Origin of the sequence: Apibacter sp. ESL0404, assembly GCF_019469245.1 — a bacterium.
Classification (GTDB): Bacteria; Bacteroidota; Bacteroidia; order Flavobacteriales; family Weeksellaceae; genus Apibacter.
Map to the genome: position 1 here is coordinate 771,995 of NZ_CP048267.1, position 16,196 is coordinate 788,190.

The 16,196-nt window shown below is 27.1% G+C and carries 14 protein-coding genes; 3 read left to right on the forward strand and 11 right to left on the reverse strand.

The window, feature by feature from the left end; translation table 11 throughout:
* Positions 1 to 4: 4 nt before the first annotated feature.
* Both GYM72_RS03220 and GYM72_RS03225 read right to left on the reverse strand, forming a co-directional pair.
* The gene (locus tag GYM72_RS03220; RefSeq protein WP_220264681.1) at positions 5 to 1,126 is read right to left on the reverse strand and encodes a DegT/DnrJ/EryC1/StrS family aminotransferase; all 1,122 of its coding nucleotides are present in this window, start codon (positions 1,124 to 1,126) and stop codon (positions 5 to 7) included.
* A complete protein-coding gene (locus tag GYM72_RS03225) occupies positions 1,116 to 2,243 on the reverse strand; it encodes a glycosyltransferase family 4 protein (RefSeq protein WP_255571559.1) in 1,128 nt (375 codons plus the stop codon). The genes GYM72_RS03220 and GYM72_RS03225 overlap by 11 nt, the downstream gene beginning before the upstream one ends.
* Positions 2,244 to 2,655: 412 nt before the next feature.
* Between GYM72_RS03225 and GYM72_RS03230 the strand changes: the two genes are divergently transcribed.
* On the forward strand, positions 2,656 to 6,267 hold the full coding sequence (locus GYM72_RS03230) for a T9SS type A sorting domain-containing protein (protein WP_220264682.1): 3,612 nt from the start codon (positions 2,656 to 2,658) through the stop codon (positions 6,265 to 6,267).
* A 176-nt stretch (positions 6,268 to 6,443) separates the two neighbouring features.
* Here GYM72_RS03230 and GYM72_RS03235 read toward each other — a convergent pair whose 3' ends face one another.
* The 7 genes from GYM72_RS03235 to GYM72_RS03265 all read right to left on the reverse strand — a co-directional run bounded on the left by GYM72_RS03235 (position 6,444) and on the right by GYM72_RS03265 (position 13,831).
* Entirely contained in the window at positions 6,444 to 7,199 is a 756-nt protein-coding gene (locus tag GYM72_RS03235) for a glycosyltransferase (protein WP_220264683.1), read from the reverse strand.
* A gap of 133 nt (positions 7,200 to 7,332) precedes the next feature.
* Positions 7,333 to 8,481, reverse strand: coding sequence for an EpsG family protein (locus GYM72_RS03240; protein WP_220264684.1), 1,149 nt, complete (start codon positions 8,479 to 8,481; stop codon positions 7,333 to 7,335).
* Between the two features lie 4 nt (positions 8,482 to 8,485).
* A complete protein-coding gene (locus GYM72_RS03245; RefSeq protein ID WP_220264685.1) occupies positions 8,486 to 9,451 on the reverse strand; it encodes a glycosyltransferase family 2 protein in 966 nt (321 codons plus the stop codon).
* 100 nt (positions 9,452 to 9,551) lie between these two features.
* Positions 9,552 to 10,742 carry a 3-phosphoshikimate 1-carboxyvinyltransferase gene (locus GYM72_RS03250; protein WP_220264686.1) on the reverse strand — a complete coding sequence of 397 codons (1,191 nt, stop codon included), beginning with the start codon at positions 10,740 to 10,742 and terminating at the stop codon, positions 9,552 to 9,554.
* Positions 10,739 to 11,065 carry a nucleotide pyrophosphohydrolase gene (locus GYM72_RS03255; protein ID WP_220264687.1) on the reverse strand — a complete coding sequence of 109 codons (327 nt, stop codon included), beginning with the start codon at positions 11,063 to 11,065 and terminating at the stop codon, positions 10,739 to 10,741. Before GYM72_RS03255 ends, GYM72_RS03250 begins: the two co-directional genes overlap by 4 nt.
* 254 nt (positions 11,066 to 11,319) lie before the next feature.
* Positions 11,320 to 12,384, reverse strand: a complete 1,065-nt coding sequence (locus tag GYM72_RS03260; RefSeq protein ID WP_220264688.1) for a hypothetical protein — start codon at positions 12,382 to 12,384, stop codon at positions 11,320 to 11,322.
* Positions 12,385 to 12,391: 7 nt separating this feature from the next.
* Positions 12,392 to 13,831 carry an MBOAT family protein gene (locus GYM72_RS03265; protein WP_220264689.1) on the reverse strand — a complete coding sequence of 480 codons (1,440 nt, stop codon included), beginning with the start codon at positions 13,829 to 13,831 and terminating at the stop codon, positions 12,392 to 12,394.
* Between the two features lie 110 nt (positions 13,832 to 13,941).
* Here GYM72_RS03265 and xerD point away from each other — a divergent pair, with 110 nt between their 5' ends.
* The gene (xerD, locus tag GYM72_RS03270) at positions 13,942 to 14,862 is read left to right on the forward strand and encodes a site-specific tyrosine recombinase XerD (protein ID WP_220264690.1); all 921 of its coding nucleotides are present in this window, start codon (positions 13,942 to 13,944) and stop codon (positions 14,860 to 14,862) included.
* Positions 14,863 to 14,887: 25 nt separating this feature from the next.
* Entirely contained in the window at positions 14,888 to 15,376 is a 489-nt protein-coding gene (locus GYM72_RS03275; RefSeq protein ID WP_160565530.1) for a YkgJ family cysteine cluster protein, read from the forward strand.
* A 2-nt stretch (positions 15,377 to 15,378) separates the two neighbouring features.
* Here the strand turns inward: GYM72_RS03275 and GYM72_RS03280 are convergent, their stop codons facing one another.
* Positions 15,379 to 15,810, reverse strand: coding sequence for a hypothetical protein (locus tag GYM72_RS03280; RefSeq protein ID WP_160556329.1), 432 nt, complete (start codon positions 15,808 to 15,810; stop codon positions 15,379 to 15,381).
* A gap of 6 nt (positions 15,811 to 15,816) precedes the next feature.
* Positions 15,817 to 16,194, reverse strand: coding sequence for a RidA family protein (locus GYM72_RS03285; RefSeq protein ID WP_220264947.1), 378 nt, complete (start codon positions 16,192 to 16,194; stop codon positions 15,817 to 15,819).
* Positions 16,195 to 16,196 lie beyond the last annotated feature (2 nt).

Below are 16,196 nucleotides of genomic sequence, written 5' to 3' on the forward strand. Positions count from 1 at the left end.
TTAACTACTTAAAACCATTATTTATTAATTCTACAATTTTATCTAAGTCATTACTATTTAAATGATCACCGGATGGAAGACAAAGTCCGTTTGAAAATAATTTATTTTCTAAATTTTTATTTCCATAATATAAAAAATTTTTAAAAACTTTTTGTTTATTTAATGGATTCCAAACGTATCTGGATTCAATATTATTTTTACTTAGTATATTTTTGATTTTTTTATTTATAGAAGGGGGGAAAATAAATACACTTAACCATCTATTAGTGAAATTATTTTTTAACTCTTTTTGATAATCAAAATTAATTTTATTTTCAAAATTTGAGAAGTAATAATTAAAAATTTCTCTTCTACGATTTACTTTTTTTTCCAATTTATCAAATTGTTTGCTACCCAAAGCTGCAAGAATATTACTTGTTGAATAGTTATATCCAATTTCATTGTGTTTATAATAATCAACTTTTTCCTTTGCTTGAAAAGCTAATTTTTCTGCATATTTATAAATTTTTTTATTGGGTAATATGAGAGCTCCTCCTTGAGAAGTAGTTATAATTTTATTTCCATTGAAAGATAAAATTCCATAGTTGCCAATCGAGCCTAAAGGCTTATTATGGTAAAATGAACCTAATGCCTCTGCTGCATCTTCTATAATAATGATGTTATTATTTTTACAGATATCAATAATATCTTTCATTTGTGCTGGCATTCCGTAAATATGAGCAATAATTAGAACTTTAGGTTTTATACCTTTTCTTTTTAAATCTTCTATTGCGGACTGAAGAAATCCAGGAGACATATTCCATGTTTCATTTTCGGAACCGATAAACACAGGAAAAGCTTTTTCATATAAAATGGGAAAAGCTGTAGCAGCAAATGTGAAATTTGAACATAATACAAAATCCCCGTCTTGAATACCTGATAATTTTAGTGCTAAATGAATGGAAGATGTTCCACTATTTGTTAATAAAACATCTTTTTTAAAATATCGTGATAATTTATTTGAAAAATCTTTAACATAGGAACCATATGGAGAAATCCAACCGCTATTTAAAGCATCTATAACACTATTTATTTCTGATTGATCTATATGTGGAGGAGATAAATATATTTTCGTATTATGAATCACTTTTTATAAGATTTATTTTTTTATATAATAATAATGGAAGAAATGAAAAGATAATACCTAAAGAAAGAATAATTGCAAGTAGTAAATGAACTTCAATATGCCTTAAAAAATATGCGACTAAGATAACAATAGCATTTTCAAATACAATTATAATTGAAACTTTTTTATGTGATAAACCCAAACGCAAATATCTGTGATGCATGTGATTTTTATCAGCTTTAAAAGGAGAATGACCTTTAAATAACCTAATTACAAATACACCTAAAGTATCAATAATAGGTATAATTAATATAGCAATTACTATTGCAGGAGCAGTTTGTATCCAATAAACAGGAGCTCCATAAGGATATTGCAACAAAAAAAGATTAAGGAATTTAATTCCCATAAATGAAAGCAAAAATCCTATAATCATAGATCCTGTATCTCCCATAAATATCTTATATTTCTTTGAAAAATTAAATCGGATAAAAGCTAAAAGGCTTCCAATAATTGTTAAAGATAAAACTATCATAGGATGATTGATTGCGCCTAATCTCCAAAAAGTTACTATAAATGCACCACATACTAATATTGCAATGCCCGAGGCTAAACCGTCTATTCCATCAATCAGATTAAAAGCATTAATTAGAAATATAAAGACTATAACTGTAAATAAAATACTAAACCAATAAGGAAGTAAATTTATACCAAAAATACCAAAAAAATGACCTATTCTAACATTAGAACCAACTGAAATCATCAGTGCCGTTACAATTTGGGCATAAAATTTTTTGTTCGGAGAAACGACTAGTATGTCGTCCATTAATCCTATAAAGAAAAGAACGATTATAGCAGAAAATAAAAATATATAGGAAGAAAATAACTCGTAAGCACAGATGGATGACATAATGGTAACAGAATAGAAAATAGAAATTCCACCTAAATTGGGAGTTTTTCTTATATGAGAGCTTCTTTCCTTTGGAGTAGCCATAAGATTTTTTTTATAAGAAACTCTTATAATTTTTGGGATTGACACATAAGTTAATAAGAAAGATCCTAAAAATCCTATAATACACTTTAGATAGAAACTGTCAATACCTAAAAAATCTTTAATACTTCTTATATCAAATCCTTCCATATTATTAAGTCATTTCGTGACTTACAAAATCGCGTAATTCTTAAAGTAAAAACAAAGATATATTTAAATAATTAATATATCGAAAGTTTTAAATAGAATTTTATAGTTTTTTATTCCTAATCAAATTTATTATAATTTCCAACATATTTTATTTCAAAAAATGAATTAAAAATATTTATATGATAACAATATAATTTAAATAATAAAGTTTAATTATTAATTATATAATTAAAACGCTTATTGTATGGCAATTGTGTAATAATTTTAATGAATCATATAAAAATCATGAATAAAAATATTAATTTAAATATAAAAGCAAAAATAAATAAAAATGTATATTTGTCAGAACAATATTAAATAATCAAGTAAAATGAGGAAAATTTATTGGCTTTTTATTTTTTTATTTTCAATAATGAAAGCCCAGGTCAAGGTAATTGATCTTAGTACAGGCCGTAATGACGACGGCTCTGTTATGCCAATTGAAATCGAAGATCCGGATTGGAAATGTATTCGTCCGGATGGATCAGAACACGTTGCTCGTACAAGGCATACCTATTCAGGTTGGTATTATCCGCAATTCAAAGATAATACTTATAATGAGCGATGGATCACGGGAGCGCCGGGAGATCCCGGCGAAGGGTATTTTATTTATAAAAGTAAATCTTTTGTGGTACCTAAAGGAAATAAAGCTGATTTAGAAGTTCGTTCATTAGCTTATATGAGGCAATGGACATATTTAGTTAAGGAAAATACTAATAGCACGGAAACAGAGACGTTACTAACTCAAACTACGTGGATGAATGATGGAGCTAAAGGGTGGTTTAATTCGAGAAGTCCATTAGCAGAGGCAGAATTAAAACCGGGAACATATCACATAAAAGTTAAAGTTTATGTCAACAGCAGTAGAGCAAGACAATCTCTAAACGTTGCCTCAAAAGTATACATATCTCCATCAAATGAAAAAGATTATACTTTGGCGCCAAACAGTTATATTTTCGATATCGACAAAGCGAATAAAGAAAATCTAGGTGGTCTTTCAATTCCTGTAAAAAAAGCTTTTGCAGTTTGGGAAAATAATAAGTTTTTAGATAAACCTATACCACAAGGAAAATTATTTGCAGATTTACAATGGCAGGATGTGTATGGATTAGTTGAAAAAATTGAAGTTATAAATTCATCAGATTCTGATAGGGAAAATGCAAAAATAAATGTTAATATAGATAAAAGGAAAGGAAAAGGAAATGCTATAGTAGCACTCCATGTTGGTCCTAATGGTAATAGTTCAGATCCTATATACTGGAGTTGGCATATTTGGGTAACAGACGATCCTACTAAAAATGCTCGCACTAATAATAATAATCCTAATGGACAAACAAGAATGGTTTCCACTTTTATGGACCGAAACTTAGGTGCATTATCCGCAAGCTTTTTAGGAAATGATTGGACACGTTCAGGGGGACTTATGTATCAATGGGGAAGAAAAGATCCATACCCGGTATTTTTATATTTAGATGGTTATGCTCCCGAAATACATTTAGGTGAAAAAGGTTTTGTAAATAGATGGAATTATGGTAATCATATGATAATGGAAAGGCCATATGAGACAGATGTTAATAAAAATATTCAAGCTAGTATTCATAATCCGATTAAATTTTTTTATCCATTGGAAAAAGAATACACTCAAAAATGGAACGAGAGAAACAAAAAATTTTTAACTACAAGAAGTAATGTTAGTTGGTTGTCCAATAACATTTCTGTTAGTAATAACGAATCTACCTTAGATTTATGGGGTGATAATTCAAAAGGTGCACGAAACTCAGCAGGTTGGGTGGTTGCTCAAGCTCAAAAAACACCATTTGATCCATGTCCATCCGGATGGAAAGTTCCGTCTTATGCTAGCCGTACTAGCTATGACAGATATAATTCAAGTCCATGGGGAAAATATCCAACTATTGGATATAGAAAAGATGGTACAAATAGATGGAATGAGCCTTTTGGTCAAAAATTAGACTTAATAAAATATAAATTTACTAATGGTTACGAGGATGATACGATGTTGCCCGTTGATAAGTATCCTGGAATTAAAATTTATCCCAGTTTAGGATATGACTTTAGTGATGTTCCGGGTAATGATATAGGTACATTTCCATTAGCAGGTCATTATGTAGGATATTATGGATATAATCCTGTTAGAGGTCTCGTATTCCAAGATCAAAACAGTGAAATAGCTCTTTGGGGGGCAACTTTAGAACAATATGGTTATGCAAAAAAATTTTCCTTAACAGCAAATGATTTTGAAAAGGGGACTGGACAATACTTACTTGATCCGGAAGGATCTGGAGGTGGAGCTACATATTTATTAAATGCTGTTAGATGTATTAAACAAGATAGGGCTGATACATTTTTGTTTGATACAGAATATCTTAAGGGAAAAACCTATTACAGTGAAGGGATGGATAATCCTAATACATTTTTGTTAACTCAATCAAATCGTATTCAAGAAATTAATATTCCTGTAAATAAAGCTTTCTCAATATATAATACCTATTTAACTGATGGTGAATGGCCTCAAGGCGAATTATCATCTAATGTATATTGGACTACTAATAAAGATTTAATAAAAACTATATCTTTATATAATACAACAGGAAATAAAGAAAATTCTCAAATAAAAGTCCAAATAAATCCTAATCAATCAGGAAATGCTATTATTTCAGTACATGCAGGAAACAATAGAAATTCCAAAGATCAAGTATTATGGAGTTGGCATATTTGGGTTACTAAAAATGAAGTAAAAATAAATACTTACACAACGGAAAAACGATTTAGTGATACTAAAGAAAAATTAATTGATTATAAAAGATTCTTAGTATATGAAACAACATCCGGTTATAAACCTTCAACTTCAGAATTTATGGATCGTGATTTGGGAGCATTAGATGCTAATATTACTAAAACGGATTTCGTGGGAATGCACTACCAATGGGGAAGAAAAGATCCAATTCCAAACTTTAAAAGAAATTCTAAAGAAAATTATACTCTTTATATAGGAAACACAGTAAACGGAAGACAAGATTATACTCCTATGACATCCGATCAATACGATAACAGTGATTATATAGGACGTAAAGAATTTGGTTCAACAAAAGAAGCATTGCTCTTTACAACCCGAAATCCTTTATCTTTTATCGTTGATTCTAAAAATACTTGGACTCCCTATGCTTTATTAAATAATGGAAATGAACTTTGGGGTAAAGCAAAAGAGAAATCTCCTTTTGATCCATGTCCTGGAGGATGGAGAGTTCCTGAAGGTGGAAATATACCACCTGCATCTCCTTGGTATAAAGAAGGTACTTATTATTTTTATAATGATGCTTTCTATGAGAAAGAATATAAAGAACTAGGAGGCAAAAATATTTCCTTATACATAGATAAAGAAAAAATAATAAATGGCTCAGGTTTTATATTTGATAGACCGAATTATAAATTAGGAATGTATCCTGCAGCAGGTTTTAGAGTGGTTATAGATAATCGAAAATCATCAATTGAAAATTTTGGTATTGAATCATCCTTGTGGACAGCATCCATAGCTAATTGGATACAATCCGCATATTCAAATGCACATCTTTTTTATGCTAATAATTCTAATTTAAATATATTAGGATTTAATAATATTGGTCAAGGTCGTTCTGTTCGTTGTGTAAAAGATACACGAAGTGTAAATACTTTTCATAAAGCAGTAAATAATGTTAATGAGATTTTTACTGTAAATGATAATGAAAACTTAGACGATTCTTACATTCAAATATATCCTAATCCAAATACAGGTTTATTTTCAATCAATTTGAAAGATATTACTGAAGGAACAATACAAATATTAAACATTAATAATAGTGTTATTTATTCTAAACAATTTAATTCATCAGATATTGAAGTAAATATTCAAGGACAACCTTCAGGAATATATATTGTAAAAATTCAATCAGGCTCAAAAATTATTACTAAAAAAATTATAAAAAATTAAAATTTCTTATTGCTAATAATAAACTCTCTAATATAAAATATTAGAGAGTTTTTTTATTGAAATTTTTTGAAATTTGCTAAACCAGTGTATTTAAGGATTTTGAAATACATGATATAAATCTTTTCTATTTTTAAATATATAAATAATAGAATATATTTTATAAGATGATTGAAAATTTATATTAGTTTATATTTTTTTAAGCCATTTATAACCCAATGAGTTGTATAATATAGTGATTTATATAATGGTAATTTTAAAAACTTATAATAAACCAAAAATTGAAGTTTTAGCATTAGCCACTTATTTCTAGAATATGAATTTTGGCGTATTCTATAAATTACCAAAGGTAAGTTCAGAGCACGAAATTTACCTATGACTTTTGAAAGATTTAAAATCATAGCATAATCTTCTCTTTTATGTACATCAGGAAAATATATTTTACCTGTTTTATTTGAATCATAAATTAATGTTGATATAAATACCGGACAGTTAAATAATAAACGTTTATATGAGACCATATCTTCCGCGACAAAATCAGCAAGACAAGGATTTAAATTTTCGTCAACTCTTTTATATGAAGTATATACAGCTTTTTCATTATTTTGTTTAAGAAAATTAATTCTTTTTTCAAGAGCATTAGGAAGCCATAAATCATCACTATCTATAAAAGCTATATATCTTCCGCATGCGTTTTTTAGACCGAAATTACGAGCTATTGCAGCACCCTGATTTTTTTCTAAAACAATAAGTTTTATTCTATTATCAGTATATTTTTTAATTATTTCAACAGAATTATCAGTGCTACAATCATCAATAATTATCCACTCCCAATCAGTATAAGTTTGTTTTAAAACAGATTCAATCGTATCGCCAATAAAATTTGCCGAATTAAAATTAGCTGTAATTATAGATACAGAAGTAAGATTATTCATAATTTAAGGATTAACAGTTAATTGCATGCTTACAATTAATTTAAGATATAAGAAGCATTTTTTATAAATTAAAACACCCAATTAATAAATTAGGATTTTATATATTTTTTTAATATTATTTTTAATAATCATACTAATTATCATTAGCAAATTCTTGAGGTATAAACTTTTTAATATTTATATTTTCATTAAATATATTAGACATTTTATCAAAGCCTAAATGGACAGAATTAGGCCACATTCTCCAACTCATTAAATAAAAATAAAGTATAAAAAAGTAATAGTAAAAGTATTTGTAACTTTTATTACAATATTTAACAATCATAGCTATTAAAATAGACCAAAAATCACCATATGCCGCTGGAAGTCTTATTGAAAAAATTGAATTTTCACGTAAAGAATAATAAATAAAATAGTGAGTGATGATTAGATTTCTAATCATCATATAATTTTTATCAGAGGTAGTTTTGCATATATAATTGTCATTGAGTAAAAGTATGACTAAAAAAATAAGTTTTACAAAATCATTTAGCCCCCATCCGGTTCCTTCTAAACTTCTATAAGAATAGAAGCCCCCGGTTGCTTCTGAAATAATGTCAGAAGAGATATTTGAGAATAAGTTTTCAAAAATTAAATACGGTTTAAATGGCGATATGAGTATAGCGAAAACAACGATTAATATACAGTTAAATGTTGATAATTTAAATTTAGCAATCCAATAAGCAGGAATAAATATTAATGTAGTTTTATGAAAATAATATCCAATGAAAATACACAATAAAAATTTTACTAATTTTCTTTTTTCAATATATTGATAGGAAAATAAACACAATGCTATTGATGCAGCTTGTCTAATATGTCCACAATCACTAAAAAAGTAATTGGGCATAAAAAAATACATTAACGATAGCATCGGATAGGGGGAATATTTGTAATAGGTATATGTTTTTAATGAGATTGATATTAAAGCATATATAAATAATAATAAAAAAAATGGCATTTTAAAATATCCCAAAATTTTTGATATTAATGCGTATGAAACTTCAATATCAGCATTAAAAATTTTATTCCATGTAATATATTTATTAATATTTAAATATATTCGATAATAGGGCCAATAGTCTGCACCTTGAGCCACACGTATTCCTGCAAGAAAAATAAGAAGTGAGCAAATAATTATATAAGGTACTTTAATCGTTGCCTTTAAGCCATTATTCGATATTTCTAAATATGAAAAAAATGTAATTATAAAGAGAATAATATAATATACAGGATGAAGCATTAATTCATAGTTTTATTAATTGTAATAAATAAAATACTATTTTTTTAAGGTTTAGTGAAAATAAATAATTTTTACCGAATCGTTTATATTGAAAAATTTGCCATTTAGATATGTTTTCAATTTTTAATATTTTTTTTAATTTATCAAACATTTGTTTTTTAACATCATTATCATTTACAAATGCATAATAAGCTAAAAAAGAATAAAATCCTTGGAATATAATAAATTTTTTCCATTCATCTATATTTTTCTTATAATTGCTTTTAAAAAAATCCTGTTTAACCATTTCAATGGCATCCAACATATTAATTCCTTTAATTGTAAAATTTCTTGTTATAGAACCATTTCTAATAAGGTAATAATAGAAAAATTTATTAGTTTTTGCTACTGTTTTTGCTTTTAAAAATAAACGAGGTATCGTAGCAACATCTTCAAAATGCAAATTTGATGGAAAAGATATTTCGTTAAATAATTCTCTTTTAAAAATCTTGTTGCATGCAAAACAAGACATTTCTCCAAAAATTGTGAAATCTTCTGAGAGGTCTATTTTTTCAGGCAATTGATGTGACTGAGGTAATTTTTTTATAATGTTCCCATATATATCTACATTTTGTAAACTGCATACAACTATTTCCGCAGAATGTTTAATTGCTAAATTATACATATCATTCATCATGTTTTCATCAATCCAATCATCGCTATCGACAAAGGCTATAAAATCACCTGAGGAATTTCTGATCCCATTATTTCTGGCTTCACTTAATCCTTTATTTTTTTGAATTATTGATTTTATATTGTGATATTTTAATACATATTCATCAATAATTAATTGCGATTTATCGGTAGATCCATCATTAATAATTACGATCTCTATTTCTTTACATGTTTGATGAATTAATGAATCTAAGCATCTACGAAGATATGCTTCAACATTATAAACGGGAACAATTATAGATATTTTATAATTCATGAATTATCAAAAACGATTCAAAGGTAGTATATTTAAAATTATTATATAAAATAGATTTGGCCAAAAAAGGGTGTTATAATAGCATATTCATAAGTAAATATTACTTTATTCCATAATATTTCATATCATGCCAAAATTCTACATAAGACTTTTCAACTACATTTGGATATAATATTTCTATTGGAAATAATAGTTTAAGAGGAGCAAAGCTCATAGCCATTCGGTGGTCATTGTATGTTTCAATTTTTTGATTTTCATTAAAAATATTGACTTTATGAAGCTTAAAAGAATTATCAGTAATTTCAACACTTCCTCCACATTTTTCAATTTCATTTCTAAGAGCGATTAATCGATCAGTTTCCTTTATTTTCAGAGTTTCAAGACCGGTTATTTTGATTGGTATTTGCAGTCCAAAAGCAGTTAATGCAACAGTTTGGGCAATATCCGGACAATCATTCATTTCTAATTCTATATATTTTGGATAATCAAAATGGTCTATTTTAAATAAAGTTATTTCATCGTTTATAAATAAAGTTTTTATACCAAAATATTTTTGATAAATATCAACAATTCTTCGATCTGCTTGTAAAGAATCTTGAAATAAATATTTAATATTTATTCTAAAATTATTACTTAATGCACAAACTGCATAATGATATGAAGCGGATGACCAATCACTTTCAATTATAAAATCTTGTTTTTTAATTTCATTAATCGGGAGTATTGAAATTTTATTTTCATATAAAGTAGCAGAAATTCCTATTTTATTTAAAATCTGCAGAGTCATAGTTATATAAGGTTTAGAAGTAATTTTACCTTCTAAATTTATAATTAAACCGTTTTTTAGTTTTGCTCCAATTAAACATAAGGCAGTAATATATTGACTGCTAATATTAGCAGGTAAATTAATAGTATCACATATAATTCTTTTTCCCATAATTCTTAAAGGAGGATATCCTTCATTTTCAAGATAGGAAATATGAGCTCCTAAAAAATTTAATGCATCTACTAGAATCTTTATAGGTCTTTCTTTCATCCTGTCTGAACCGGTAAGTATAACGGTTTTATTTTCTTGAATTGCAAAATAAGCAGTTAAAAATCTCATTGCTGTACCCGCATGATGTATATCAATCAATGGTTCTTTAGAAGCTAAAGCTTGTACCATCTTTTGACTATCTTGACTTTTCGATAAATTTTGTAAACGAAGTGGATCGTTGTATAATGAATTTAATAATAATACACGATTGGTGATACTTTTTGATCCAGATAGATTGATAGATACTTCTTTCATTTTAATTTTTTATTATTAACATGTCTTTCACTATCACGACAAGTAGTTGCAACCAACTTTTTTTGAAAGGCATTTTCCAAATCAATTCCTGTTTGATTAGCTAAACAGGCTACAACGAAAATTACATCCGCTAACTCTTCACCTAAATCTTTGTTTTTATCTGATTCTTTTTCTGATTGATCCCCATATCTTCTTGATATAATTCTAGCAACTTCACCCACTTCCTCGGTTAATTGTGCCATATTTGTCAATTCACTAAAATATCTAACACCATATTTTTTTATCCATTCATCGACCTGTAATTGTATATCTCTTAAGCTCATTTTGATAAACTTATTAAAGTTAAGTTATTAATTATAAATAATATATATCTTAAAAATTAAAATTATAAGTTTGTTTTGTAATTAAAAAATACATTGAATATTTAATTAATTAAGTCTTTTATTTTAATAAAGTAAAGTATATAAAGATTAATAAACATTATATCTTTACCTTTGAATTAAAAGTTTTTAATTATTGATATTAAGTTTTTCTAAATCTTATTTCATTTAACTAAGCTAAATTAGAAAACTTTTTATTAAAAATTATCTATTATCCTATATAATATTGGTTTAATATCTAATGCAAACTTTTTTGAAAATTTTTCAGCTCCATTTGCATTTAGATGTAATGAATTAAAAAAATATTTTTTTTGGTAACTCATTGTATCATTTGAATAGCTAAAAAATGGTATATTATATTTTTTGGAAATGTTTGTGTATATTTCCATAACTTCAGCTCTGTTTTTAATGAATTTTTGTCCTTCAATATATTCAGGTGTGTATACAAATAATACATAAATATTTTTTTGAATTAACTCAGTAAGAATTTTTTCAAATAAATGTATTCCTTTTTTATTTATTGAAACTTCTAAATGTCCTTTAGAAAATAGAGCATTATCAAAATCACTATTCCAATTTAAATCACGGGGTAGATATCCTTTAATTCTTTTTTCGGGTTTTATAATATTTTCATTATTAATAATCCTAGATATTTCTTCATTTAATGAGTCAGAATTTTCAAACTTCTGCTGTGAAATATTTTGGATAAAAGATAGAAATTTAATACGCCCTAATTCTAAAGCCTTATTAGAATAAAATGAGTCAACATATCTCAATAATGGAATTTTATAATCAAAATAGCTAAAATGAGGAAATTTGTAAACAGAAAGTTGCTCTTCAATTTCTTTATGTTTAGGCCAAAACATATAGGGAGAAAATTGATCGGGTTGATATATACCTATTGGATCACTAAATAATAAATCATCTAAAGAATAAATAACTACTTTTGGTTTTTTGTTATATTTTAAAAACTCAATATGCCTTAAATTTTGTAGCCATATATGTTGTCCAGCCATTCCGAGATTATAAGCAGTTGTATGAAATTCGTCTTCTAAGATTACTGGATTAATATGATTAAGAGCTCTAGAAGAACCATAAATTACTATATCTGAATTAATCCTACCATTATAAATATCTTCCCATACTGAAAAGTCACCAGCACCAGATGCTCTAATTTTTTTTGATATAATAAAGTCACTTAAATAAGCCAAAAATATTATGGGTAGGAGGAAAGCTAAAATTCTATAAATAAACTTCTTCATGTATTTACTAAAACTGAAAATATATAAACTCTTGAGAATTTTTTTGACCAAAAACAAGCATTAAAATAATAAGGATGTAGTAAAAACTCCAACGAATACAAGTTTTTGATTTATAAAATAATTTTTCAATAGCATAATTATTTTCTCTTCCTTTCCATTCAACTAAAATTAAAAGTAAAAGTAGAGGAAATAAACTTAGATTAAAAATACTTAAATCAGGTAAATGAATTGAATTAAACATTTTGTTAATATAAGAAAATGCCTGACTTAAAGATTCTGATCTAAAGAAAATCCAAGCAAATGAAGCTAATAGAAATGTATAAACAATCTGAAAAAACTCTTTGAAATTAGGTAAAATTTTTCCTTTGGCTACAATATCCATATTATTTCTGTTAGTTTTAAAAATAATGGAAGGCAAAATAAAAAGAGCATTTAATCCTCCCCATAAAATGAAAGTCCAATTCGCTCCATGCCAAAAACCGCTCACTAAAAATATTATAAAAGTGTTTCTAATTCTCTTAATTGTTCCTCCTTTACTTCCACCTAGAGGAATATACAGATAATCTTTAAACCAAGAAGATAAGGATATATGCCAACGTCTCCAAAATTCAGCAATACTTCTAGAAAAATAAGGATAATTAAAATTTTTAATCAGTTTTATTCCCAAAAGTTTACCTGAGCCCAAAGCTATATCAGAATATCCTGAAAAATCTCCATAAATTTGAAAAGAAAATAGAATGGCACCTAAAAAAAGAGTCCCGCCCGATTGACTTTCATAGGAATTAAAAATTAAATTAACTGCTTTAGCACAATTGTCTGCAATTACTATCTTTTTAAATAACCCCCATAAAATTTGTTTTAAACCGCTTACCGCTAGTTCATAATTGAATTTTCTTGGTTTTTCAATTTGAGGAAGTAGATGAGTAGCCCTTTCAATAGGCCCGGCAACCAAGAGAGGAAAAAAGCTAACAAATAAAGCGTATTCAATCCAATTATGGGAAGGTTTGATTTTTTTATTATAAATATCAAATACATAAGACAAGCCATGAAAAGTATAAAAAGAAATACCGACCGGTAGAATTATATTTAAAGTTGAATAATGAGCAGTAAAACCCAATTTTTGAATTAAATCAGCAAAAGATTCAATAAAAAAGTTATAATATTTGAAAAAACCTAGAAAACCTAAATTTATGGATACACTTATAATTAACCAAATTTTTTTCTTTATCTGAGTATTAGAATTATATATTTTTAAACCACTTATATAATCAAGAATGGTTGAAAAGGCAAGTAAAAATAAAAATTTCCAATCCCAGCAAGAATAAAAAAAATAGCTTGAAATTAAAAGGAATAAATTTTGGAGTTTTAAATTTTTATTTAAAATAAACCAATAAATAATAAAGATGATAGGTAGGAAAATTGCGTATTCAAATGAGTTGAAAAACATTTCTCAGTATTTATACCGACAAAAATACGAAAACATAATTAGACATTGGCAATAACGGCTTTTAATTAATTAGTAAGAATATTAATTGCCAAAATATTAAATTTGTATTAATGGAATGGAATCAAGAAATATATAATTTTCAAGAATATTTATTATTAGAAAAAGGCCTTTCTCAAAACACACAATTAGCTTATATAAGGGATATTAAAAAACTAATAAAATTTACCGAACATGATACGTCCATTACCCCATATACTATAGACAGATTTTTAATTCAAGATTTTATTTATGATTTTGCAAAAAAATCTTCCTCAGCAAAATCTCAAGCACGAGTAATATCATCATTAAAATCATTTTTTAAATTTTTACAAATTGAAGAAAAAAGGCAAGATAATCCGGCAGAATTGCTCGAAAGTCCTAAAATTGGACTATATCTTCCCGACGTGCTAAGCCATGAAGAAGTAGTAACTATAATACAGTCTATAGACTTATCCCAATCAGAAGGAGAAAGAAATCGTACCATTATTGAAACTTTATATGGATGTGGTCTTCGTGTTTCAGAATTAATTAATTTACGACTCTCCGATTTATATTTGGATGAAAATTTTATTAGAGTTATCGGAAAAGGTAATAAACAAAGATTAGTTCCTGTATCGGATTGGACGATTAAATATATTAATCTTTATAAAGACTCAATTCGTATCCATTTAAACCCTAAACCTAAATGTGAAGATATACTTTTTTTAAATAGAAGAGGAGGACAGCTAACACGTGAAATGATTTTTATAATAATAAAAAATATTGCGGAAAAGGCTGGAATCAAAAAGAAAGTTTCCCCCCATACATTCAGGCATTCTTTTGCAACGGTGTTACTGAAAAATGGTGCCGATTTACGTTCAATTCAGCAAATGCTGGGACATGAAAGTATTACCACAACAGAAATATATACCCATCTAGATAGTCAACAACTAAGAGATACCATTGAAAAATATCATCCATTTTCAATTAAAAGGGCTAATATTTTAAGTTAAATAATATATACACTTTAAAAGTATAATGAATTTAGATAAATATAAAAACGAAGCGTTAAAAAAAGCTTCAGAACACAAAAAATATTTAGAAAAACTAAAAAATAAGAAGCCTAAAAAATTAGATCAAGAATTAATCGAAATTCATGATAAAGTTTTCTCACATATAGATTGCCTACAATGTGCTAATTGTTGCAAAACAACAGGACCTCTGTTTTTGGAAAAAGACATTGAAAGAATATCTAAATATTTACGAATGAAACCGATTGATTTTATAGATCAATATTTATATAAAGATGAAGATAACGATTGGATTTTTAAACAATTGCCTTGCCCATTTTTGGACAGCTCCAATTATTGTTCAATTTATGAAGTACGTCCAAAAGCATGTAAAGAATATCCCCATACGGATCGTAAAAAATTCTATCAGATTAATAAATTAACCTTAAAAAATACGGTCATATGTCCTGCTGCTTACGAAGTAGTGGAGCTGTTAATGAAAACTATACGAATGTAGAATTACTTGTTTTTTTGTGAATCTATTATTTTTTTATTTTGTAACCATTCCACTATTTTAGCCCCCAGCCAAGAGAATGGAAAAAATATAAAAAACATACTTATTATATACCAGGTGGGATGTCCTTTAAATGTAAAAACAGAAATAATAGCAGTTAATAAAAGTATAAATCCGATCAACATAGCATAAGCAGTTTTTGCTGTTTTTACTAATAAAGCGCAAACTATTCCACCTAATAGAGAACCAATCCCGGAAGAAATTAATAAAGCTATAAAGAATTCGCCTTTAGCAGTACGAACAATGGATCTCCAATATTCTATTGGAAGACCTTTATAATTGTAAGGTATCCAATAAGAATTTATCATAACAGAAAGAGTAATTACTGTAATGGCTACTAAAAGCCCGGATATAACTGCAAGAGTATTTCTTATCATTTCGTTTTATAATTCTGTAGCAATAACTGAAATTTCAATTAAAACATTTTTGGGTAAGGCTGAGACTTGTACACATTCACGGGCCGGATACGCATCGGAAAAATATGAAGCATATATTTCATTAACCGCGGCAAAATCAGATAAATTTTGAAGAAAGATGGTAGTTTTAACCAAATTATTCCAATTTAAATTAGCTTCATTGAGAATTGCTTCAATATTTTTCATAACCTGATGAGTTTGATCATCAATGGAAGTAGGAATTTCTCCGGTTTGCGGTTTTACCGGTATTTGTCCGGAAACAAATAAAAAGTTATTAACCTTAATCGCTTGAGAATAAGGTCCAATAGCTGCAGGAGCTTTTTTAGTATTAATTATTTTTTTAATCA

Coding starts and splice junctions, on each gene's coding strand:
- GYM72_RS03280 (WP_160556329.1), bottom strand. CDS start 15,810: ATGATAAGAAATACTCTTGCAGTTATATCCGGGCTTTTAGTAGCCATT.
- GYM72_RS03250 (WP_220264686.1), bottom strand. CDS start 10,742: ATGAAAGAAGTATCTATCAATCTATCTGGATCAAAAAGTATCACCAAT.
- GYM72_RS03275 (WP_160565530.1), top strand. CDS start 14,888: ATGAATTTAGATAAATATAAAAACGAAGCGTTAAAAAAAGCTTCAGAA.
- GYM72_RS03260 (WP_220264688.1), bottom strand. CDS start 12,384: ATGAAGAAGTTTATTTATAGAATTTTAGCTTTCCTCCTACCCATAATA.
- GYM72_RS03255 (WP_220264687.1), bottom strand. CDS start 11,065: ATGAGCTTAAGAGATATACAATTACAGGTCGATGAATGGATAAAAAAA.
- xerD (WP_220264690.1), top strand. CDS start 13,942: ATGGAATGGAATCAAGAAATATATAATTTTCAAGAATATTTATTATTA.
- GYM72_RS03240 (WP_220264684.1), bottom strand. CDS start 8,481: ATGCTTCATCCTGTATATTATATTATTCTCTTTATAATTACATTTTTT.
- GYM72_RS03245 (WP_220264685.1), bottom strand. CDS start 9,451: ATGAATTATAAAATATCTATAATTGTTCCCGTTTATAATGTTGAAGCA.
- GYM72_RS03265 (WP_220264689.1), bottom strand. CDS start 13,831: ATGTTTTTCAACTCATTTGAATACGCAATTTTCCTACCTATCATCTTT.
- GYM72_RS03230 (WP_220264682.1), top strand. CDS start 2,656: ATGAAAGCCCAGGTCAAGGTAATTGATCTTAGTACAGGCCGTAATGAC.
- GYM72_RS03225 (WP_255571559.1), bottom strand. CDS start 2,243: ATGGAAGGATTTGATATAAGAAGTATTAAAGATTTTTTAGGTATTGAC.
- GYM72_RS03235 (WP_220264683.1), bottom strand. CDS start 7,199: ATGAATAATCTTACTTCTGTATCTATAATTACAGCTAATTTTAATTCG.